This window comes from Paracandidimonas lactea (genome assembly GCF_021653995.1).
Taxonomy (GTDB): Bacteria; Pseudomonadota; Gammaproteobacteria; order Burkholderiales; family Burkholderiaceae_B; genus Allopusillimonas; species Allopusillimonas lactea.
In genome coordinates, this window is record NZ_JAJJOZ010000001.1 from 718,241 (window position 1) to 733,942 (window position 15,702).

The 15,702-nt window shown below is 62.0% G+C and carries 11 protein-coding genes, 1 tRNA gene and 1 pseudogene; 7 read left to right on the forward strand and 6 right to left on the reverse strand.

Annotation, left to right across the window (positions count from 1 at the left end):
- Nucleotides 1-34: 34 nt before the first annotated feature.
- The 3 genes from clpX to tig form a co-directional block, all read right to left on the reverse strand.
- Entirely contained in the window at nt 35-1,342 is a 1,308-nt protein-coding gene (gene clpX / locus LOL23_RS03345) for an ATP-dependent Clp protease ATP-binding subunit ClpX (protein ID WP_160981698.1), read from the reverse strand.
- Between the two features lie 92 nt (nt 1,343-1,434).
- A complete protein-coding gene (clpP, locus tag LOL23_RS03350) occupies nt 1,435-2,097 on the reverse strand; it encodes an ATP-dependent Clp endopeptidase proteolytic subunit ClpP (RefSeq protein ID WP_160981700.1) in 663 nt (220 codons plus the stop codon).
- Nucleotides 2,098-3,408, reverse strand: a complete 1,311-nt coding sequence (gene tig / locus LOL23_RS03355) for a trigger factor (protein WP_160981702.1) — start codon at nt 3,406-3,408, stop codon at nt 2,098-2,100.
- Nucleotides 3,409-3,555: 147 nt separating this feature from the next.
- Here tig and LOL23_RS03360 point away from each other — a divergent pair.
- From LOL23_RS03360 to tnpA, 7 genes and pseudogenes are all read left to right on the forward strand, one after another.
- Nucleotides 3,556-3,640 (forward strand) — tRNA-Leu (locus LOL23_RS03360).
- A gap of 93 nt (nt 3,641-3,733) precedes the next feature.
- Nucleotides 3,734-4,948 (forward strand): succinyldiaminopimelate transaminase, encoded by a 1,215-nt coding sequence (gene dapC, locus LOL23_RS03365; RefSeq protein WP_160981704.1) that lies wholly within the window; start codon nt 3,734-3,736, stop codon nt 4,946-4,948.
- Complete coding sequence (gene dapD, locus LOL23_RS03370) at nt 4,945-5,766, forward strand: 2,3,4,5-tetrahydropyridine-2,6-dicarboxylate N-succinyltransferase (RefSeq protein WP_160981706.1); 822 nt, start codon at nt 4,945-4,947, stop codon at nt 5,764-5,766. Before dapC ends, dapD begins: the two co-directional genes overlap by 4 nt.
- Nucleotides 5,766-6,905, forward strand: a complete 1,140-nt coding sequence (dapE, locus tag LOL23_RS03375) for a succinyl-diaminopimelate desuccinylase (protein ID WP_160981708.1) — start codon at nt 5,766-5,768, stop codon at nt 6,903-6,905. Before dapD ends, dapE begins: the two co-directional genes overlap by 1 nt.
- 17 nt (nt 6,906-6,922) lie before the next feature.
- Entirely contained in the window at nt 6,923-7,819 is an 897-nt protein-coding gene (gene prmB, locus LOL23_RS03380) for a 50S ribosomal protein L3 N(5)-glutamine methyltransferase (protein ID WP_160981710.1), read from the forward strand.
- A complete protein-coding gene (locus tag LOL23_RS03385) occupies nt 7,816-9,786 on the forward strand; it encodes an ABC-F family ATP-binding cassette domain-containing protein (protein WP_160981712.1) in 1,971 nt (656 codons plus the stop codon). The genes prmB and LOL23_RS03385 overlap by 4 nt, the downstream gene beginning before the upstream one ends.
- Before the next feature lie 150 nt (nt 9,787-9,936).
- Nucleotides 9,937-10,203: pseudogene (gene tnpA / locus LOL23_RS03390) on the forward strand (IS200/IS605 family transposase); the annotation flags it as partial.
- A gap of 248 nt (nt 10,204-10,451) precedes the next feature.
- Here the strand turns inward: tnpA and LOL23_RS03395 are convergent.
- The 3 genes from LOL23_RS03395 to LOL23_RS03405 form a co-directional block, all read right to left on the reverse strand.
- On the reverse strand, nt 10,452-12,923 hold the full coding sequence (locus LOL23_RS03395; protein ID WP_160981716.1) for a UvrD-helicase domain-containing protein: 2,472 nt from the start codon (nt 12,921-12,923) through the stop codon (nt 10,452-10,454).
- Nucleotides 12,920-14,131, reverse strand: a complete 1,212-nt coding sequence (locus LOL23_RS03400; RefSeq protein WP_160981718.1) for a DesA family fatty acid desaturase — start codon at nt 14,129-14,131, stop codon at nt 12,920-12,922. The genes LOL23_RS03395 and LOL23_RS03400 overlap by 4 nt, the downstream gene beginning before the upstream one ends.
- 117 nt (nt 14,132-14,248) lie before the next feature.
- Nucleotides 14,249-15,472 (reverse strand): RsmB/NOP family class I SAM-dependent RNA methyltransferase, encoded by a 1,224-nt coding sequence (locus LOL23_RS03405; protein ID WP_439652068.1) that lies wholly within the window; start codon nt 15,470-15,472, stop codon nt 14,249-14,251.
- Nucleotides 15,473-15,702: the final 230 nt, after the last annotated feature.

Consider the following 15,702-nt stretch of genomic DNA (forward strand, 5'->3'; position numbering starts at 1 on the left):
ATGCCTGCATGCGAAAAGACGTAGCGAACAAACCCTATGCCGCCGCGTCCTTCAGCTTTTTGACGGGAGGCCGCTGTTCGGCGCCCTCTTCGTCGGCGTCATCCGCATAAATGAGCATGGGCGTGCCGGTACCCGAGACAGCGTTTTCATCCAGCACTACGCGTTTGACGTTCTTCCGGGATGGAAGTTCGTACATCGTACCCAGCAAGGCTTGTTCGACGATGGAACGCAGGCCCCGGGCGCCGGTACGACGCTTGATCGCGCGCTTGGCAATAGCCGCCAAGGCCGCGGGACGGACGTCGAGCTCGACATCTTCCATTTCAAACAGTTTCTGAAACTGCTTGATCAGGGAGTTTTTGGGCTCGGTGAGGATACGCACCAGGGTGTCCTCCTGGAGCTCCTCGAGCGTGGCTACAACCGGCAAGCGACCGACGAGTTCGGGGATAAGACCGAACTTGATGAGGTCTTCAGGCTCGGCCTCGGCGAAAAGCTCACCCACGCCGCGCTCGGTCTTGGCACGCACGGAGGCCGAAAAACCAATACCGGAGCGCTCGGTGCGGTCGCGGATGATTTTTTCGAGCCCGTCGAAGGCGCCGCCCACGATGAACAGGATATTGGTGGTATCAACCTGAACGAAGTCTTGGTTGGGATGCTTGCGGCCACCTTGCGGAGGCACCGATGCAACCGTACCTTCGATGAGCTTGAGCAGCGCCTGCTGCACGCCTTCGCCTGAGACGTCGCGCGTGATGGACGGGTTATCGGCCTTGCGCGAGATTTTGTCGATTTCGTCGATGTAGATAATGGCGCGCTGCGCCTTCTCGACATCGTAGTTGCAGTTCTGCAGCAGCTTCTGGATGATGTTTTCGACGTCTTCACCCACGTAGCCGGCTTCGGTCAACGTGGTGGCATCGGCCATCACGAAGGGCACGTCCAGCATACGCGCAAGCGTCTGGGCCAGCAGCGTCTTGCCCGAGCCAGTGGGGCCAATCAGCAGGATATTGCTTTTGGAGAGCTCGACGTCGTCGCCCTTGACCTGCCCGTAGCGAATACGCTTGTAGTGGTTGTACACCGCCACCGCCAGATTGCGCTTGGGGATGTCCTGGCCAATGACGTAGCCATCAAGGAAAGTCTTGATCTCTTGCGGCGTAGGCAGCTCATTGCGTATGGCGTCGCGGGCGGCTTCTTGACTTTCCTCGGTAATGATGTCGTTGCACAGATCTATGCATTCATCACAGATGAACACCGAAGGCCCCGCAATCAGCTTGCGCACTTCATGCTGGCTCTTGTTGCAGAATGAGCAGCGCAAGGTCTTTTCGTCCGCCGATCCTTTCTTTTCAGGCATAAAACTCTTTCAGTTCAATGGGCGGGCGCTACGCGCCCACCTGATAATCACGACGGGGCCGGATACCGGCGATGAGCCGGCCCGCCGGCCTTTCAGGCCTGGTCTGTACGGCTGACCAGAACCTTGTCTACCAAACCATACGATACCGCATCTTCGGCGGACATGAAATTGTCACGCTCGGTGTCGACCGAGATACGCTCCACCGGCTGCCCGGTGTTCTGGGCAAGAATGCTGTTCAAGCGCTCGCGCAAGCTGAGAATTTCGCGCGCCTGGATCTGAATATCGGACGCCTGGCCCTGCGCACCGCCCGAAGGCTGGTGAATCATGATGCGCGAATTGGGCAACGTGTAGCGCTTGCCCTTGGCACCCGCCGCCAGCAGGAAGGCGCCCATGCTGGCCGCCAGCCCTGTGCACAGCGTGGAGACATCGGGCTTGACGAACTGCATGGTGTCGTAGATGGCCATGCCCGCATACACGGACCCACCCGGCGAATTGATGTACAGCGAAATGTCTTTCTCGGGGTTTTCGGACTCGAGGAAGAGCAACTGGGCGACGACCAGGTTGGCGGACTGGTCGTTGACCGGGCCAACGAAAAAGATGACTCGCTCGCGCAACAAGCGCGAGTAAATGTCGTAGGACCGCTCGCCGCGGCCCGACTGTTCGATCACGATGGGCACATAGCCCAGCCCCGTCGGGGTTACCGAATCCCCACCATACATGGATGCGTAAAAATCGGTAAATCGCGATGTCGACATTTAGTTGGTCCCCATGAGTTCGTCGAAGCTGACGTTTTCGTCGGTTACTTGCGCATTGGCCACAACATGCGCCACGACATTGTCTTCGAGCACGATAGCTTCGATTTCGGCGCGGCGCTGGCGGTCGGACAGATAGTACGCCACAACCTGCGCGGGCTGCTCGTAGCTCTGGGCGAACTCTTCGATGCGGGCGCGAACCTGCTCGGGCTTGGCCTGAAGGTCGGCGGACTTGACCAACTCGGAAACCAGCAGACCCAGGCGCACGCGGCGTTCGGATTCGCCGCTGAAGGCTTCCGCCGGGATAGGCATGGAGTCGGCGTTAGGCATGCCACGCTGTTTGAGCTCTTCGCGGGCGGCTGCGATGCGGCTTTGGACGTCGCTGTCGACCAGCGCCTTGGGCACGTCAAACGTACCAGCGGCGGCCAACGCATCCATCACGCTGGCCTTGGTGCGGGCCTGCACGCGCGACTTGACCTCGCGCTCGATGTTGGCACGGATGTCGGCCAGCAGTTTCTCGACGTCGCCTTCGGCCTGGCCCAGCGACTTGGCGAACTCAGTGTCGACGGTGGGCAGAATGGCCTCGGCCACTTCGGTGACGGTGATGTTGAATTCAGCCGTCTTGCCGGCCACTTCCTTGCCACCGTAATCGGCCGGGAAGGAGAGCGGGAAGGTTTTGGTTTCGCCTGCCTTCATGCCGCGCACGGCGGTTTCGAACTCGGGCAGCATGCGGCCCTGGCCAAGCACGAAGGGGAAGCCTTCGGCCGTGCCGCCTTCGAAAGCGACGCCGTCGATCGTGCCGGCGAAGTCGAGCGTGACGCGGTCGTCGTCTTGCGCGGCGCGGCCTTCGCGGGCTTCATACGTGGCGCGCTGCTTGCGCAAGATGTCGACGGTGCGCTGGACGTCGGCGTCAGACACCGTAGCGTTGGCGCGCTTGATCTGCAGCGTGGACAGATCGGGAGCCTGAATCTCGGGATAGACTTCGAACGTGGCGGAGAACGCCATAATGCCGTCTTCGACGCCTTCGGTCTTGGGTTCGAGATTCGGCGTGCCGGCAACGCGTAGCTTGGCGTCTTCGATGACCTTGTCGAGCGTGCGGCCGACTTCGGCATTGATGACGTCGTAGCGGATGCCCGGGCCGTGGCTGCGCTCGATCAGCGACAGTGGGGCCTTGCCGGGACGAAAGCCCTGGACCTTGGCAGTGCGGGCGACACGCTTCAGTTGCGCCTGGACCTGCTTTTCAATATCCGCGATGGAGATCGCGAGATCTACACGGCGTTCCAGACCGGACAGAATTTCAACCTCGGGCTGCATTGGTGACCTATATATGATTGAGTAATTGACGAAGTAAACGGGACATTTTACAAGAAAGTTGGCTGGCGCATCGAACCGGCCTTGCATCCAGCACTTACCCGCCCTCCAGCAGGCGTGAAAAACAGTTATAATGCCCGGCTATCCCTTGCGAACGTGGCGGAATTGGTAGACGCACCAGATTTAGGTTCTGGCGCCGAAAGGTGTGAGAGTTCGAGTCTCTCCGTTCGCACCACCTCAAACCGCAGTTTCACTTACTCGGTTATTGGTTCAGCGCGCCGCGACGCGCCCAGAAAACGCCCGCGGCGATATCAGGCACGCCGCAAACATGAATCCCCTCCTTAGCGCTCTGCAGCCCTACCCCTTCGCGAAACTCCGGGCCTTGCTGGCTCAGGCGGGCGAGCCGCCCAAGGGTTTGGCCCCCATCAATCTTTCCATCGGCGAACCCAAGCACCCCACCCCCGAATTCATCAAAGAAGCCATGTGCAGCGCCATGGGTGGGCTGGCCGTGTACCCGCCCACCAAAGGCGCAGCCGACCTGCGCGGCGCCATCGCCGAATGGATCGCGCGCCGCTACGGCATCGCCCGGCCCGATCCCGACACGCAGGTTCTGCCCGTACTGGGCTCGCGCGAAGCATTATTCTCCTTTGCCCAGGTTGTCGTCGATCCAGGCGCCGGCGCGCACGTGGTGTGCCCCAACCCCTTCTATCAGATCTATGAAGGCGCAGCCCTGCTGGCGGGCGCTACACCCTACTTCCTCAATGCCCAGGCTTCGCTGCGCTTCGGCTATGACTGGGCCAGCGTTCCGGCCGATATCTGGCGCAAGACGCAACTAATATTCGTATGTTCGCCGGGCAATCCAGCCGGAAATGTACTGTCGCTCGACGACTGGCGCACGCTGTTTGCGTTGTCCGATGAGTACGGCTTTGTCATCGCCGCGGACGAGTGCTATTCCGAAATCTACTTCGACGAGGCAGCCAAGCCCCTGGGCAGTCTCGAAGCGGCGATGCAACTAGGCCGCGCCGATTTCCGCAACCTGGTCAGCTTCTCCAGCCTCTCCAAACGCTCGAATGCCCCCGGGCTGCGCTCGGGTTTCGTGGCGGGCGATGCGCGCCTGATCGAGCAGTATCTGCTCTACCGCACCTACCACGGCAGTGCCATGAGCGCGGTGGTATCCGACGCCAGCATCGCGGCCTGGAACGATGAATCCCATGTGGTCGAAAACCGCCGCATGTATCGCGAGAAGTTCCAGGCGTTGGTGCCGGTGCTCGGCCCGCTCATGGATACGGGCTGGCCGGATGCGTCGTTCTACCTGTGGGCCCGCACGCCGGGCAGCGACACCGATTTCGTGCGCGATCTCTACGCGGCCACTGGCGTCACCGCCCTGCCAGGCAGCTTCCTGGCACGCCCCGCACACGGCCTCAACCCCGGCGAGGGCCGTGTGCGCATTGCTCTGGTTGCACCAAGGGCGCACTGTATCGAGGCGGCGGGCCGCATTGCGGACTTTCTCACTTCTTCCAAACACACCATCTCACACTCATGACATCCGACCTGCAAAACACGATCGAAAACGCCTGGGATAACCGCAACGCGCTGTCGCCCGAGTCCGCCTCTGCCGAGGTGCGCGATGCAGTCGGCACTACACTCGCCAGCCTGGATGCCGGCACGCTTCGTGTTGCCGAGAAATCCGGCAGCCAGTGGATCGTGCATCAATGGATCAAGAAAGCGGTGCTGCTGTCCTTCCGCCTTGAGAACAACACCGTTATGGGCCAGGCGCCCTTGCAGTTCTACGACAAGGTGCCCACCAAGTTCGAGCAGTACAACGCCCAGGCTTTCGCACAAGGCGGCTTCCGCGTGGTGCCGCCAGCCGTCGCGCGCCGCGGCGCCTACATTGGCCGCAATGTGGTGCTGATGCCCTCTTACGTCAACATCGGCGCCTATGTCGACGAAGGCACTATGGTCGACACCTGGGCCACGGTCGGCTCGTGCGCGCAAATCGGCAAAAACGTGCACCTGTCCGGCGGGGTAGGTATCGGTGGCGTGCTCGAACCCCTGCAGGCCAACCCCACCATCATCGAAGACAACTGCTTCATCGGCGCGCGCTCCGAGATTGTCGAAGGCGTCATCGTCGAGGAAAACTCGGTGCTTGCGATGGGTGTCTTCCTGTCTCAGAGCACCAAAATCTACGACCGCGCCACCGGTGAAATCACCTACGGCCGCGTACCTTCGGGGTCGGTGGTGGTGCCGGGCTCGTTGCCGTCAGCCGATGGCAGCCACAGCCTTGCCTGCGCCGTCATTGTCAAGCGCGTCGATGCGCAAACCCGCGCCAAAACCAGCATTAACGACCTGCTGAGGGCCTGATGAACGACTCCGCCGTCCTGGCGCTCACGCGCGACCTGATCTCACGCCCGTCGGTCACACCGGCGGATCACGGCTGCCAGCAGCAGCTAGCCGAACGCCTGCGGGTGGCGGGCTTTACCTGCGAAACGCTGGTGTTCGGCGACGTCACCAACTTGTGGGCGCGGCGCGGCGCCAGCGGTCCGCTGGTGGTTTTCGCCGGCCATACCGATGTGGTGCCCACGGGCCCACTGGAACGCTGGGACAGCGATCCGTTCACGCCGTCCATCCGCGACGGCAAACTCTACGGTCGTGGCGCCGCCGACATGAAAAGTTCGATCGCAGCCTTCGTGGTGGCCGCCGAAGAGTTCGTGGCGCAATGCCCCGAACATACCGGCTCCATCGGCCTGCTCATCACTGCCGACGAGGAAGGCCCTTCCCTGGATGGCACCGTTAAAGTGTGCGAGGCGCTCACGGCACGCGGCGAACAGCTCGATTACTGCATCGTGGGTGAACCGACCAGCGTTGATACGCTGGGCGACATGATCAAGAACGGCCGCCGGGGCTCGCTGTCCGCGCGCCTCGTCATCAACGGCAAGCAGGGTCATGTTGCCTACCCGCATCTGGCGCGCAATCCCATTCATTTATTCGCGCCCGCGCTGGCCGAGCTGGTCGGCACCACGTGGGACGACGGCAACGAGTACTTCCCGCCCACCACCTTCCAGGTGTCCAACGTCCACGCCGGCACCGGCGCCACCAATGTGGTGCCCGGCACGGCCACGGTAGATTTCAACTTCCGCTTTTCCACCGCCAGCACGCCGGATTCGCTCAAGGCGCGTGTGGCGGACATTCTCGCGCGGCACGGGCTGACGTACGACATCAACTGGACGCTGGGCGGCGAGCCCTTCCTGACGCCGCGTGGCGAATTAAGCCAGGCGCTGGTCCAGGCCATTGCCGACGAAACCGGCACGCAGGCCACCTTGTCGACCACCGGTGGTACATCAGATGGGCGCTTTATCGCCAAGATCTGCCCTCAGGTGGTCGAATTCGGCCCGGTTAACGCCAGCATTCACCAGATCAACGAACACATTGCGGTCGATGCGCTGGAGCCGCTGAAGAACATCTACCGCCGCACACTCGCCGCGCTGCTGCCGGCACGCTAACGCTATTACGCTTTTTTATGTACGAATCCGCCCAAACCGACCTGCATACCTTGCGCGACCTGTTGCGCTATGCCGTGAGCCGCTTCAACGCCGCCGGGCTGTCTTTCGGCCACGGCAGCGACAATGCCTGGGATGAAGCTGCCTACCTGCTGCTACACACCTTGCATCTCCCGCTGGACACGCTCGACCCCTATCTCGATGCCCGTGTCCTGCCCGAGGAGCGCGCAGCCTTCCTGGCGCTGCTCAAACGCAGGGTCGAAGAACACATGCCGGCCGCCTACCTGACGGGCGAGGCCTGGCTGCAAGGTCACCGGTTCATCGTTGATCCGCGCGTGATCATTCCACGCTCGCCAATCTCCGAATTGCTGGCCGATGGCCTGTCGCCCTGGATCCCGGATCCCGATAGCGTCGACGCCGTGCTCGATCTGTGCACCGGTTCGGGCTGCCTGGCAATCCTGGCTGCGCTGGCCTTCCCCAATGCCCAGGTCGATGCGGTGGACCTGTCCGAACAGGCACTGGAAGTAGCAGAGCAAAACATCGCGGCCTACGGCCTGCAAGGGCGTGTCACGGGCTATCGCAGCGATTTGTTCGATCAGCTCGATCCGTGCGAGTACCGGCTGATCATCTGCAATCCGCCTTATGTGAACAGCCAATCCATGGATCAACTCCCGGCCGAATACCGCCATGAGCCCGTAAGCGCGCTGGCAGGCGGCGAGGATGGCATGGACATCGTGCGCAGGCTGCTCGACGAAGCGCCTGCCTTCCTGGCCCCAGGCGGTATGCTGGTACTGGAAATCGGCAACGAATACGACAATTTCGTGGCAGCCTTTCCCCAGCTCGATCCCGTCTGGCTTAGCACGGAGCACACCGAAGATCAGATCCTGATGCTGACACGGGAGCAGTTGTCGTCGTGATACGCGCTACCGGCCTCACTCTGCGGCGTGGCGTAAAGGTTTTGCTCGAAGACGCCGATTTCACCGTCAACCCTGGCGAGCGGGTCGGCATCGTCGGCAAGAACGGCGCTGGCAAGTCCACGCTGTTCGCGCTACTGCAGGGGCACCTGGACGCCGACGCGGGTACGCTAGACATACCGGCGGCCTGGCGCATCGCAAGCGTCGAGCAGCAGATCGACGACAACACCCGTCCCGCCCGTGAATTCGTGATCGATGGTGACACGCATCTGCGGGCTTTGCAGGCTGCGCGCGCCGAGGTGCCTGATACCAATGGCCAGCGCATTGCCGAACTCGAAACCGCGCTGATCGAGGCCGGCGCATGGAGCGCACCGTCACGCGCCGAACAGCTCTTGGCCGGCCTGGGCTTTGCCCCGAGCCAATGGATGCGGCCCGTGAAGCATTTCTCGGGCGGCTGGCAGATGCGGCTGGCGCTGGCGCGGGCGCTCATGGCGCCCTCCGAGCTTCTACTGCTGGACGAACCGACCAACCACCTCGACCTGGATGCCATGCTCTGGCTGGAGCGTTGGTTGGCTGCGTATGACGGCACAGTGATGCTGATCTCGCACGATACTGAGTTTCTCGACGCGGTGGCACGCAGCATTTTGCATTTCGACAACGGCAAATTGGTGCGCTACCGTGGGGGTTATGAAGACTTTCTCACCCAGCGCGCGGAGCGGCTGCGTCAGTCGCACCTGGCCTGGGATCGGCAGACACGCGAAACCGCGCGTTTGCGCAGCTTCATCGATCGCTTCAAGGCCAAGGCCACGAAGGCCAAGCAGGCGCAAAGCCGGGTGAAGGCCCTGGCTCGCATGGAGGTGCTGGCACCCCTGCAGGCCGAGGCAGGCATTGATATCCGCATCCCCGATCCTGTCAGCATGCCCGATCCTTTGCTGGTTCTGGATAACTTGCGCATGGGCTATCAGGATGATGCGGGGCGGCCGCTGGAGATTCTGTCCAATGTCACGCTGATGGTGCGCGGCGGGAGTCGGATCGGTGTGCTTGGCGTAAATGGCGCAGGCAAGAGTACGCTGATCAAGACGCTGGCGGGCCAGCTTGCGCCGCTGGGCGGCGAGCGGCGGGCCTCGCGCGGCCTGGAGATCGGCTATTTTGCGCAACATCAGCTCGATATGCTGGATGCCGATTCCACGCCATTGCAGCATCTGGCCCGGCTTGCTCCCGACACGCGCGAGCAGGAATTGCGCAATTATCTTGGCGGCTTTGGTTTCAGTGGCGGTACGGTCAACAGCCGTATTGCGCCAATGTCGGGCGGCGAGAAAGCACGGCTGGCCTTGGCGCTGATCGTATGGCAAAAACCCAATCTGCTGCTGCTGGACGAACCGAGCAATCACTTGGATGTGGACACGCGTGAGGCGCTGGCCACGGCGCTGGCCGAGTTCCCGGGCAGCGTGCTGCTTGTGTCGCACGACCGCCATTTGCTGCGCACGACGGTGGATCAGTTCTGGGTGGTGGCCGACGGCACGGTGTGCGAGTTCGACGGCGACCTGGAAGATTACCGCGATTGGCTGGCCGCGCGTACTGCCGCTGCACGCGGCGAGGCGCGGGCTGAGGCGCGCGACGCAGCGCAAGCCAAGGCCGACGACGGGCAGGCAGGCGATGGTTTGCCGGCTATGGATCGTAAGCAGCAACGACGCGAGCAGGCAGAGTCCCGCCAGCGGCTGGCGGCGTTGCGCAAGCCGCTGGAGGCGAAGATCGACAAGGTGGAAGCGGGTATGGAAACGGCCCGCGCGCGGCTGGGCGAGCTTGATACACTAATTGCGGATCCAGGGCTGTACGAGGACGCGCGACGCCAGGAGCGCCAACAGGTGATGGCTGAGCATGGCGAGTTGAGCAAGCGGCTCGATGAGCTTGAGGAGAGCTGGCTGGCTTTGCAGGAGTCCCTCGAAGAGTTGACATCCTCTCCTCCCTAAAAAAGGGGATTCCTACGGCGCTCGCAGCGGTGCAAGGCTGCTGTGCGTCGCTTCGGTGGGTTCCTGCTTCACCGAGGCTGCACGCTTGGCCCTTGCGGGCCTTGCGCGGCTGGCGTCCTCTCCACAGGCGGCAACGCGGTGTCCCCGCGCTTCGAGTCGCAGCTATCTGAGTTCGATGGCGAGGATGACCATGTTCACCTGCTGGTGAACTACCCTCCCAAGGTTTCTGTTTCGGCGTTGGTCAACAGCTTGAAGGGCGTATCCAGCCGAATGATCCGCAAGAAAAACCACCCCAGCATTCGCCAGAAGCTGTGGGGCGGCGCGTTATGGTCGCCGTCCTATTTTGCCGGTAGCTGTGGCGGTGCGCCCATCGACGTCATCCGCCAGTACATCGAACAGCAGCGGACGCCGCATTAGCTGCGTTGAAGGGCGAAGCTTGCCGAGCATCTGATCAATCAGGGCACTGCCTGACGGCTACCCTGGTTTCAGCGGCGTACACGAACTCGCCCCTTTTGCCCACCCGATACGGAGAAAAAATGCTTGCTTGAAACGATAGAATGTCACACAGGCCGGCACCAGCCGCCTCGGCCCATACGCGGTGACAGCGACAGGCTAAGGGACCAAGGGATTGAATCAGGGCTGGCCCGACGTCAAACATGCCGGGCTCAGGCGGCGATGATTTCCAGTTTGGCAACGCCCAAAGCCAGTGTCTTGGTGCCGACGTCGCGGAACTGGATCTGGGCCTGGGCATCTTGCCCCGCCCCGCTCAGCCCGATTACTGTGCCATCGCCAAATTTGGGATGGCGTACGCCCGTCCCAATCAGGAACTGCTTATCACCCACCATGACGCCCGAAGATTGCATGCGTGGCACACGGGGCGCTACTGAGCCGCTGTCTGGGCGGTTGTAGGCATCGCCGCGCCGGAACGCACCGCTCCAGGTGTTTTCGCGTGGGGCAAGGTGGCGCTCGCGCGGCGTCAGCCACTTCAGGTGCTCGTCGGGGATTTCGTCCAGAAAACGGGAACGCAGCGCGTAGCGCGTTTGCCCATGCAGCATGCGGCTTTGCGCCAGCGAGAGATACAGACGCTCGCGGGCGCGGGTAATGGCCACATACATAAGGCGCCGCTCTTCTTCGAGCCCAGCTGGCTCGAGCAGGCTGTTCTCGTGTGGGAACAAACCGTCTTCCACACCGGTAATGAACACGGAATCGAACTCCAGGCCCTTGGCGGAGTGCACAGTCATGAGTTGCACAGCATCTTGCCCGGCCTGGGCTTGATTGTCACCCGCTTCCAACGAGGCGTGGGTAAGAAAAGCAGCCAAGGGCGACATGGGGCCCGCCTCGGCCGAATCGGCGGAAACTTGCGCCGGACTGGGCGCGGCCACGGACGCTTGAACAGAACCTGCCTCCCCTGCCCCACCATACGCTGCTGTCGCAGCGGCAGGCACTGCAGCATCGTGTGAGGGAATAACAACGCCAAGGAAGGGCGTTGCGGCATCCACCACTTGGCGGTCATCAGGCAAAGACGCAGTGCCATCGGCGAGCGCAGATGCTGACATGGCCGCCAACGCCCCTTCCGGTATGCGCCCCGCAGCCAGCCCGTCGACGTTTTCTTCGGCTGCAAAGGCTGCCGCCGCGTTGACGAGTTCCTGCAGGTTTTCGAGGCGTTCAGCACCTTCGCGTTCAGCCTGGTAGTGCGCCAATAGCCCGCTGTGATGGATGACGTGCTCGACCAACTCGGGCAACGAGAGCACTTGCGCCTCGTGCGCCATCTGTTCGATGAGCGATGCAAAGCGCGACAGATTGCTGCCGCCTTTACCAGACATCAGCGGCACAGCCCTAAACAGACTGGTGTTCTGCTGGCGGGCAAGGTCGGCCAGTTGTTCGAGCGTACGTGCACCAATGCCGCGCGTGGGAAAGTTGACTACGCGCAACCACGAGGTGTCATCGTGCGGATTGTCCATCAAACGCAGATAGGCCAGCGCGTGCTTGACTTCCTGCCGTTCAAAGAACCGAAGACCGCCATATACCTTGTAGGGGATGCCCGCGGAGAACAGCCCATGCTCAATGGTGCGCGACTGCGCATTGCTGCGGTAGAGCACAGCGATTTCGCGCCGTTCGCGCCCTTCATTGATCAGTGCCCTGATTTCGTCGATGATCCACTGCGCTTCCAATTGGTCGGAAGGCTGCTCGATGACGCGCACCGGCTCGCCTTCGCCCTGCTCCGTCCAGAGGTTTTTGCCCAGGCGAGAGGTGTTGTGGGAAATGAGCGCGTTGGCGGCATCCAGGATATGGCCATAGGAGCGATAGTTCTGCTCAAGCCGAATAACGTTGCCGTGGGCGAAATCACGCTCGAAATCCGCCATATTGCCAACATTGGCGCCGCGAAACGCGTAGATGGATTGGTCGTCGTCGCCCACCGCAAAGATGCTGGCACCGCCGCCGGCCAGCAAAGTCAGCCAACGATACTGCAGCGCGTTGGTGTCCTGGAATTCATCGACGAGGATGTGCTGAAAGCGCCGCTGGTAGTGTTCGCGAATAGGTGCATGGCGCTGCAGCAACTCATAGGCGCGCAGCAGCAGCTCGGCGAAATCAACCACCCCTTCGCGCTCACATTGCTCTTGGTACAACGTATAAATGTCAACCAAGCGGCGGCGATAGGCGTCCCACGCCTCGACACTGCCTGGACGCAAGCCTTCTTCTTTGGCACTGTTGATAAAGCGTTGTACATCGCGCGGCAGGAATTTGTCGTCGTCGATATTGGCGCCTTTGAGGAGGCGTTTAATCGCAGCGAGCTGGTCGGCAGTATCGAGAATTTGGAAGGTCTGCGGCAGGCCGGCATCGCGGTAATGCGCACGCAGCAGGCGATTGCACAGGCCGTGGAATGTGCCTACCCACATGCCGCGCGTATTGATCGGCAGCAGGCTGGTAAGGCGCGTGAGCATTTCGCGCGCCGACTTATTGGTGAAGGTAACGGCCATCAGCCCGTAGGGGCTGGCTTGGCCCGTTTGGATCAGCCAAGCCATGCGGGTTGTGAGCACCCGGGTCTTGCCACTGCCGGCGCCGGCCAGCACCAGCGCATTTCCGGCAGGAAGAGTAACGGCAGCCTGCTGTTGCGGATTAAGACCCTTGAGCATCATGCCGCGTAGCGGCGCAGGCGATAGGAGAACTGTTCGAGGCTGGCGATGCCGCTTTGCTGCGCGCGCTGGCACCACGCCTGGAGATCGGCAAGCAGTTGTTCGCTGCTGGCACTGGAGCTTTCCCAGACACGGGTCAGTTCGCGACGCATCTGCACCAGCGTGGACAGCGATTGATTCTGGGCGAGTACGCTGTCAACCTGCGCGCGCTGCGCCGGCTCGAGTGCATCGTCGCTGCGGCAGATCCATGCCTTGCAACTACGCAGCAGCGAATAGCTGCATTGCGCATCACCTTGGCTGCGCGAGGGCTTGAGACGCTCAAGTTCTTCGGTAGCGGCCTTGCGGAGCATATCGGTGTAGCGGGCCAGGATTTCGTAGCGGTGGGTAATTACACCTTGCAGGGTGCGGGCGTTGACCACCGCTTCGGAAGCGGGTTCGAGCCTGAGCTTGGGCGCCAGCTTCTTGACCTTCGCCAGGCCGAAGAAGCGCAGCACCTGGATGTAGCACCAACCCAGGTCGAATTCGTACCACTTGGTGGAGAACTTGGCCGAGGTGCCGTAGGCATGATGGTTGTTGTGCAGCTCTTCGCCACCGATGATGATGCCCCAGGGAGACACGTTGGTGCTGGTGTCGGGGCTGGCATAGTTGCGATAGCCCCAGGCATGCCCGATACCATTGACGACGCCCGCGGCCCAGAAGGGAATCCAGGCCATTTGGATAGCCCATACGGTGAGGCCAAGCACGCCAAAGAGGGCGAGATCGATGGCCAGTGTGATGAGGATGCCCAGCAGACTGTAGGGGGTGTACAGCTTGCGTTCGAGCCAGTCGTCGGGCGTGCCGTGACCAAAGCGCTTGAGCGTTTCAGGGTTGGTGGCTTCTTCGCGATAGAGCTCGGCGCCGCGGAAGAAGACTTTGCCCAGACCGAAGACGACGGGCGAGTGGGGATCGCCCTCGCGTTCGCACTTGGCGTGATGCTTGCGGTGAATGGCCACCCATTCTTTGGTGACCATGCCGGTGGTCATCCAGAGCCAGAACCGGAAGAAATGCATGACGGCCGGATGCAAATCGAGGCCGCGGTGCGCCTGGCTGCGGTGCAGAAAGATCGTGACCGCAAGAATGGTGATGTGCGTAAGCACCAGCGTAACAATGACGACTTGCCACCACGACAGCTGCAGCAAACCACCCGCCAGGAATTGAAGTATTTGGTCCATAAACCTTTTAAAAGCCTTTCATTTCAAAGGCAAAAATAGAACAACGAAAAGTTTAGCCCACTTGCCTGTCTAAGGACAGGGAAGTTGCAAATTAGTTTCCGTCATACTTAAGATAAATCAAGTTTCGCGCACCATAACCGCAGCGAAAAAGCCATCAGTGCCATGGCGGTCGGGCCGCATCTTCAGCCAAGGCCCCTCAAGCGTCAGATTTTTACAACGATCGTTGACGATTTCGCTCGCATCCAGCAGTTTAAACCCCGGATTTTCGTTCAAAAATGCCTCAACCTGCGCCTCGTTCTCCTCGGGCAGGACACTGCACGTAGCATAGACCAGGCGCCCGCCCGGTGCCACGCAACTGGCGGCCTGACGCAAGATGTCCGCCTGGGTTCGCCGAAGATCGTCGAGCGAACCCGGGTGCTGGCGCCATTTCAGGTCGGGGTTGCGGCGCAACGTGCCCAGGCCGCTGCAAGGTGCGTCAACCAGCACCCGATGGGCTTTCCCGCGCAAACGCTTAACCCGCTGGTCGCCTGTAGCGCTGATTACCACTGGCACAATGTTGGACAGACCGCTGCGTGCGAAGCGGGGCTTGGCGCGCGCCAGCCGGGCGGCGGACACATCGAAGGCGTATAGGCGGCCGGTGGAGCGCATGAGCGCGCCCAACAACATGGTCTTGCCACCCGCACCCGCACAATAATCAATGATCATTTCGCCCCGGCGCGGCGCAACCAGCAACGCCAGGATCTGGCTGCCTTCGTCCTGTACCTCGATCAGCCCTTGTTCGAACATGGGCCAGCGGTTGATCGCTGGCTTGCCGCGCATGCGTATGCCCCAGGGCGAATAGGGCGTGGGCTGCGGATCCCAGGCACCGGCCGGCCCTTGTTTAAGCACGGCCAGCATTTCGTCTCGGTCGGCTTTCAGGGGGTTGACGCGTAAATCGAGGGGAGCGGGCTGATTCAGGGCCTGGATCAGTTGCTCACTGTCTTCGAGGCTGGCCAGGCGTTCTTCGAGCCAGTCTGGCACGCTGTGGCGCACGGCGGGCGGCAGCGAGAATGGATCGATGGCGCCGACATGGTCGAGCCAGGCTCGCTCGCCGGGTTCCAGGCCGGTGTCCAGGATGGTAGGTGTCAGCACGCTTGCCAACCCGAGAATGGCGAGACGGCGGCCCGCAGCCCCCTCGCCGCTTTCGGCGTACTGCCGGTAGCGGCGAAGGTGGCGCAAGACGTCGAACACGGCTTCGGCCACTTCGCCGCGATCACGCATGCCCAGCCTGGGATGGGCTCGGAACCAATGCGAAAGCACTGCGTCGGCCGGGTATTCCCACTGCAGGACCTCCCCCAGCACGCTACGCACTTGTTCGATGCGTGCAGCGCCAGGTGCGTAGGGGCGGGCTGGATTCGCACCAGCCGCATTGCTGGCGCGGCCAGTCTCGCTTCGAGCGCGCGCCGGGGCGGTGCCTCGTGAGCTAGACCCTCGCGGGGCGTTTCCCTCGCTGCGCGCGTGTGCTGGGGCGCTGGAGGAGCCACGCCCGGCGAACTCGGTATCGCGTCGGGAACGCGGCTGCGACGCCCCGG

Bases quoted from the DNA above. Each gene is read 5' to 3' on its own strand.
- clpX (WP_160981698.1), bottom strand. From the start codon at position 1,342: ATGCCTGAAAAGAAAGGATCGGCGGACGAAAAGACCTTGCGCTGCTCA.
- clpP (WP_160981700.1), bottom strand. From the start codon at position 2,097: ATGTCGACATCGCGATTTACCGATTTTTACGCATCCATGTATGGTGGG.
- dapD (WP_160981706.1), top strand. From the start codon at position 4,945: ATGACATCCGACCTGCAAAACACGATCGAAAACGCCTGGGATAACCGC.
- LOL23_RS03395 (WP_160981716.1), bottom strand. From the start codon at position 12,923: ATGATGCTCAAGGGTCTTAATCCGCAACAGCAGGCTGCCGTTACTCTT.
- dapC (WP_160981704.1), top strand. From the start codon at position 3,734: ATGAATCCCCTCCTTAGCGCTCTGCAGCCCTACCCCTTCGCGAAACTC.
- prmB (WP_160981710.1), top strand. From the start codon at position 6,923: ATGTACGAATCCGCCCAAACCGACCTGCATACCTTGCGCGACCTGTTG.
- dapE (WP_160981708.1), top strand. From the start codon at position 5,766: ATGAACGACTCCGCCGTCCTGGCGCTCACGCGCGACCTGATCTCACGC.
- LOL23_RS03400 (WP_160981718.1), bottom strand. From the start codon at position 14,131: ATGGACCAAATACTTCAATTCCTGGCGGGTGGTTTGCTGCAGCTGTCG.
- tig (WP_160981702.1), bottom strand. From the start codon at position 3,408: ATGCAGCCCGAGGTTGAAATTCTGTCCGGTCTGGAACGCCGTGTAGAT.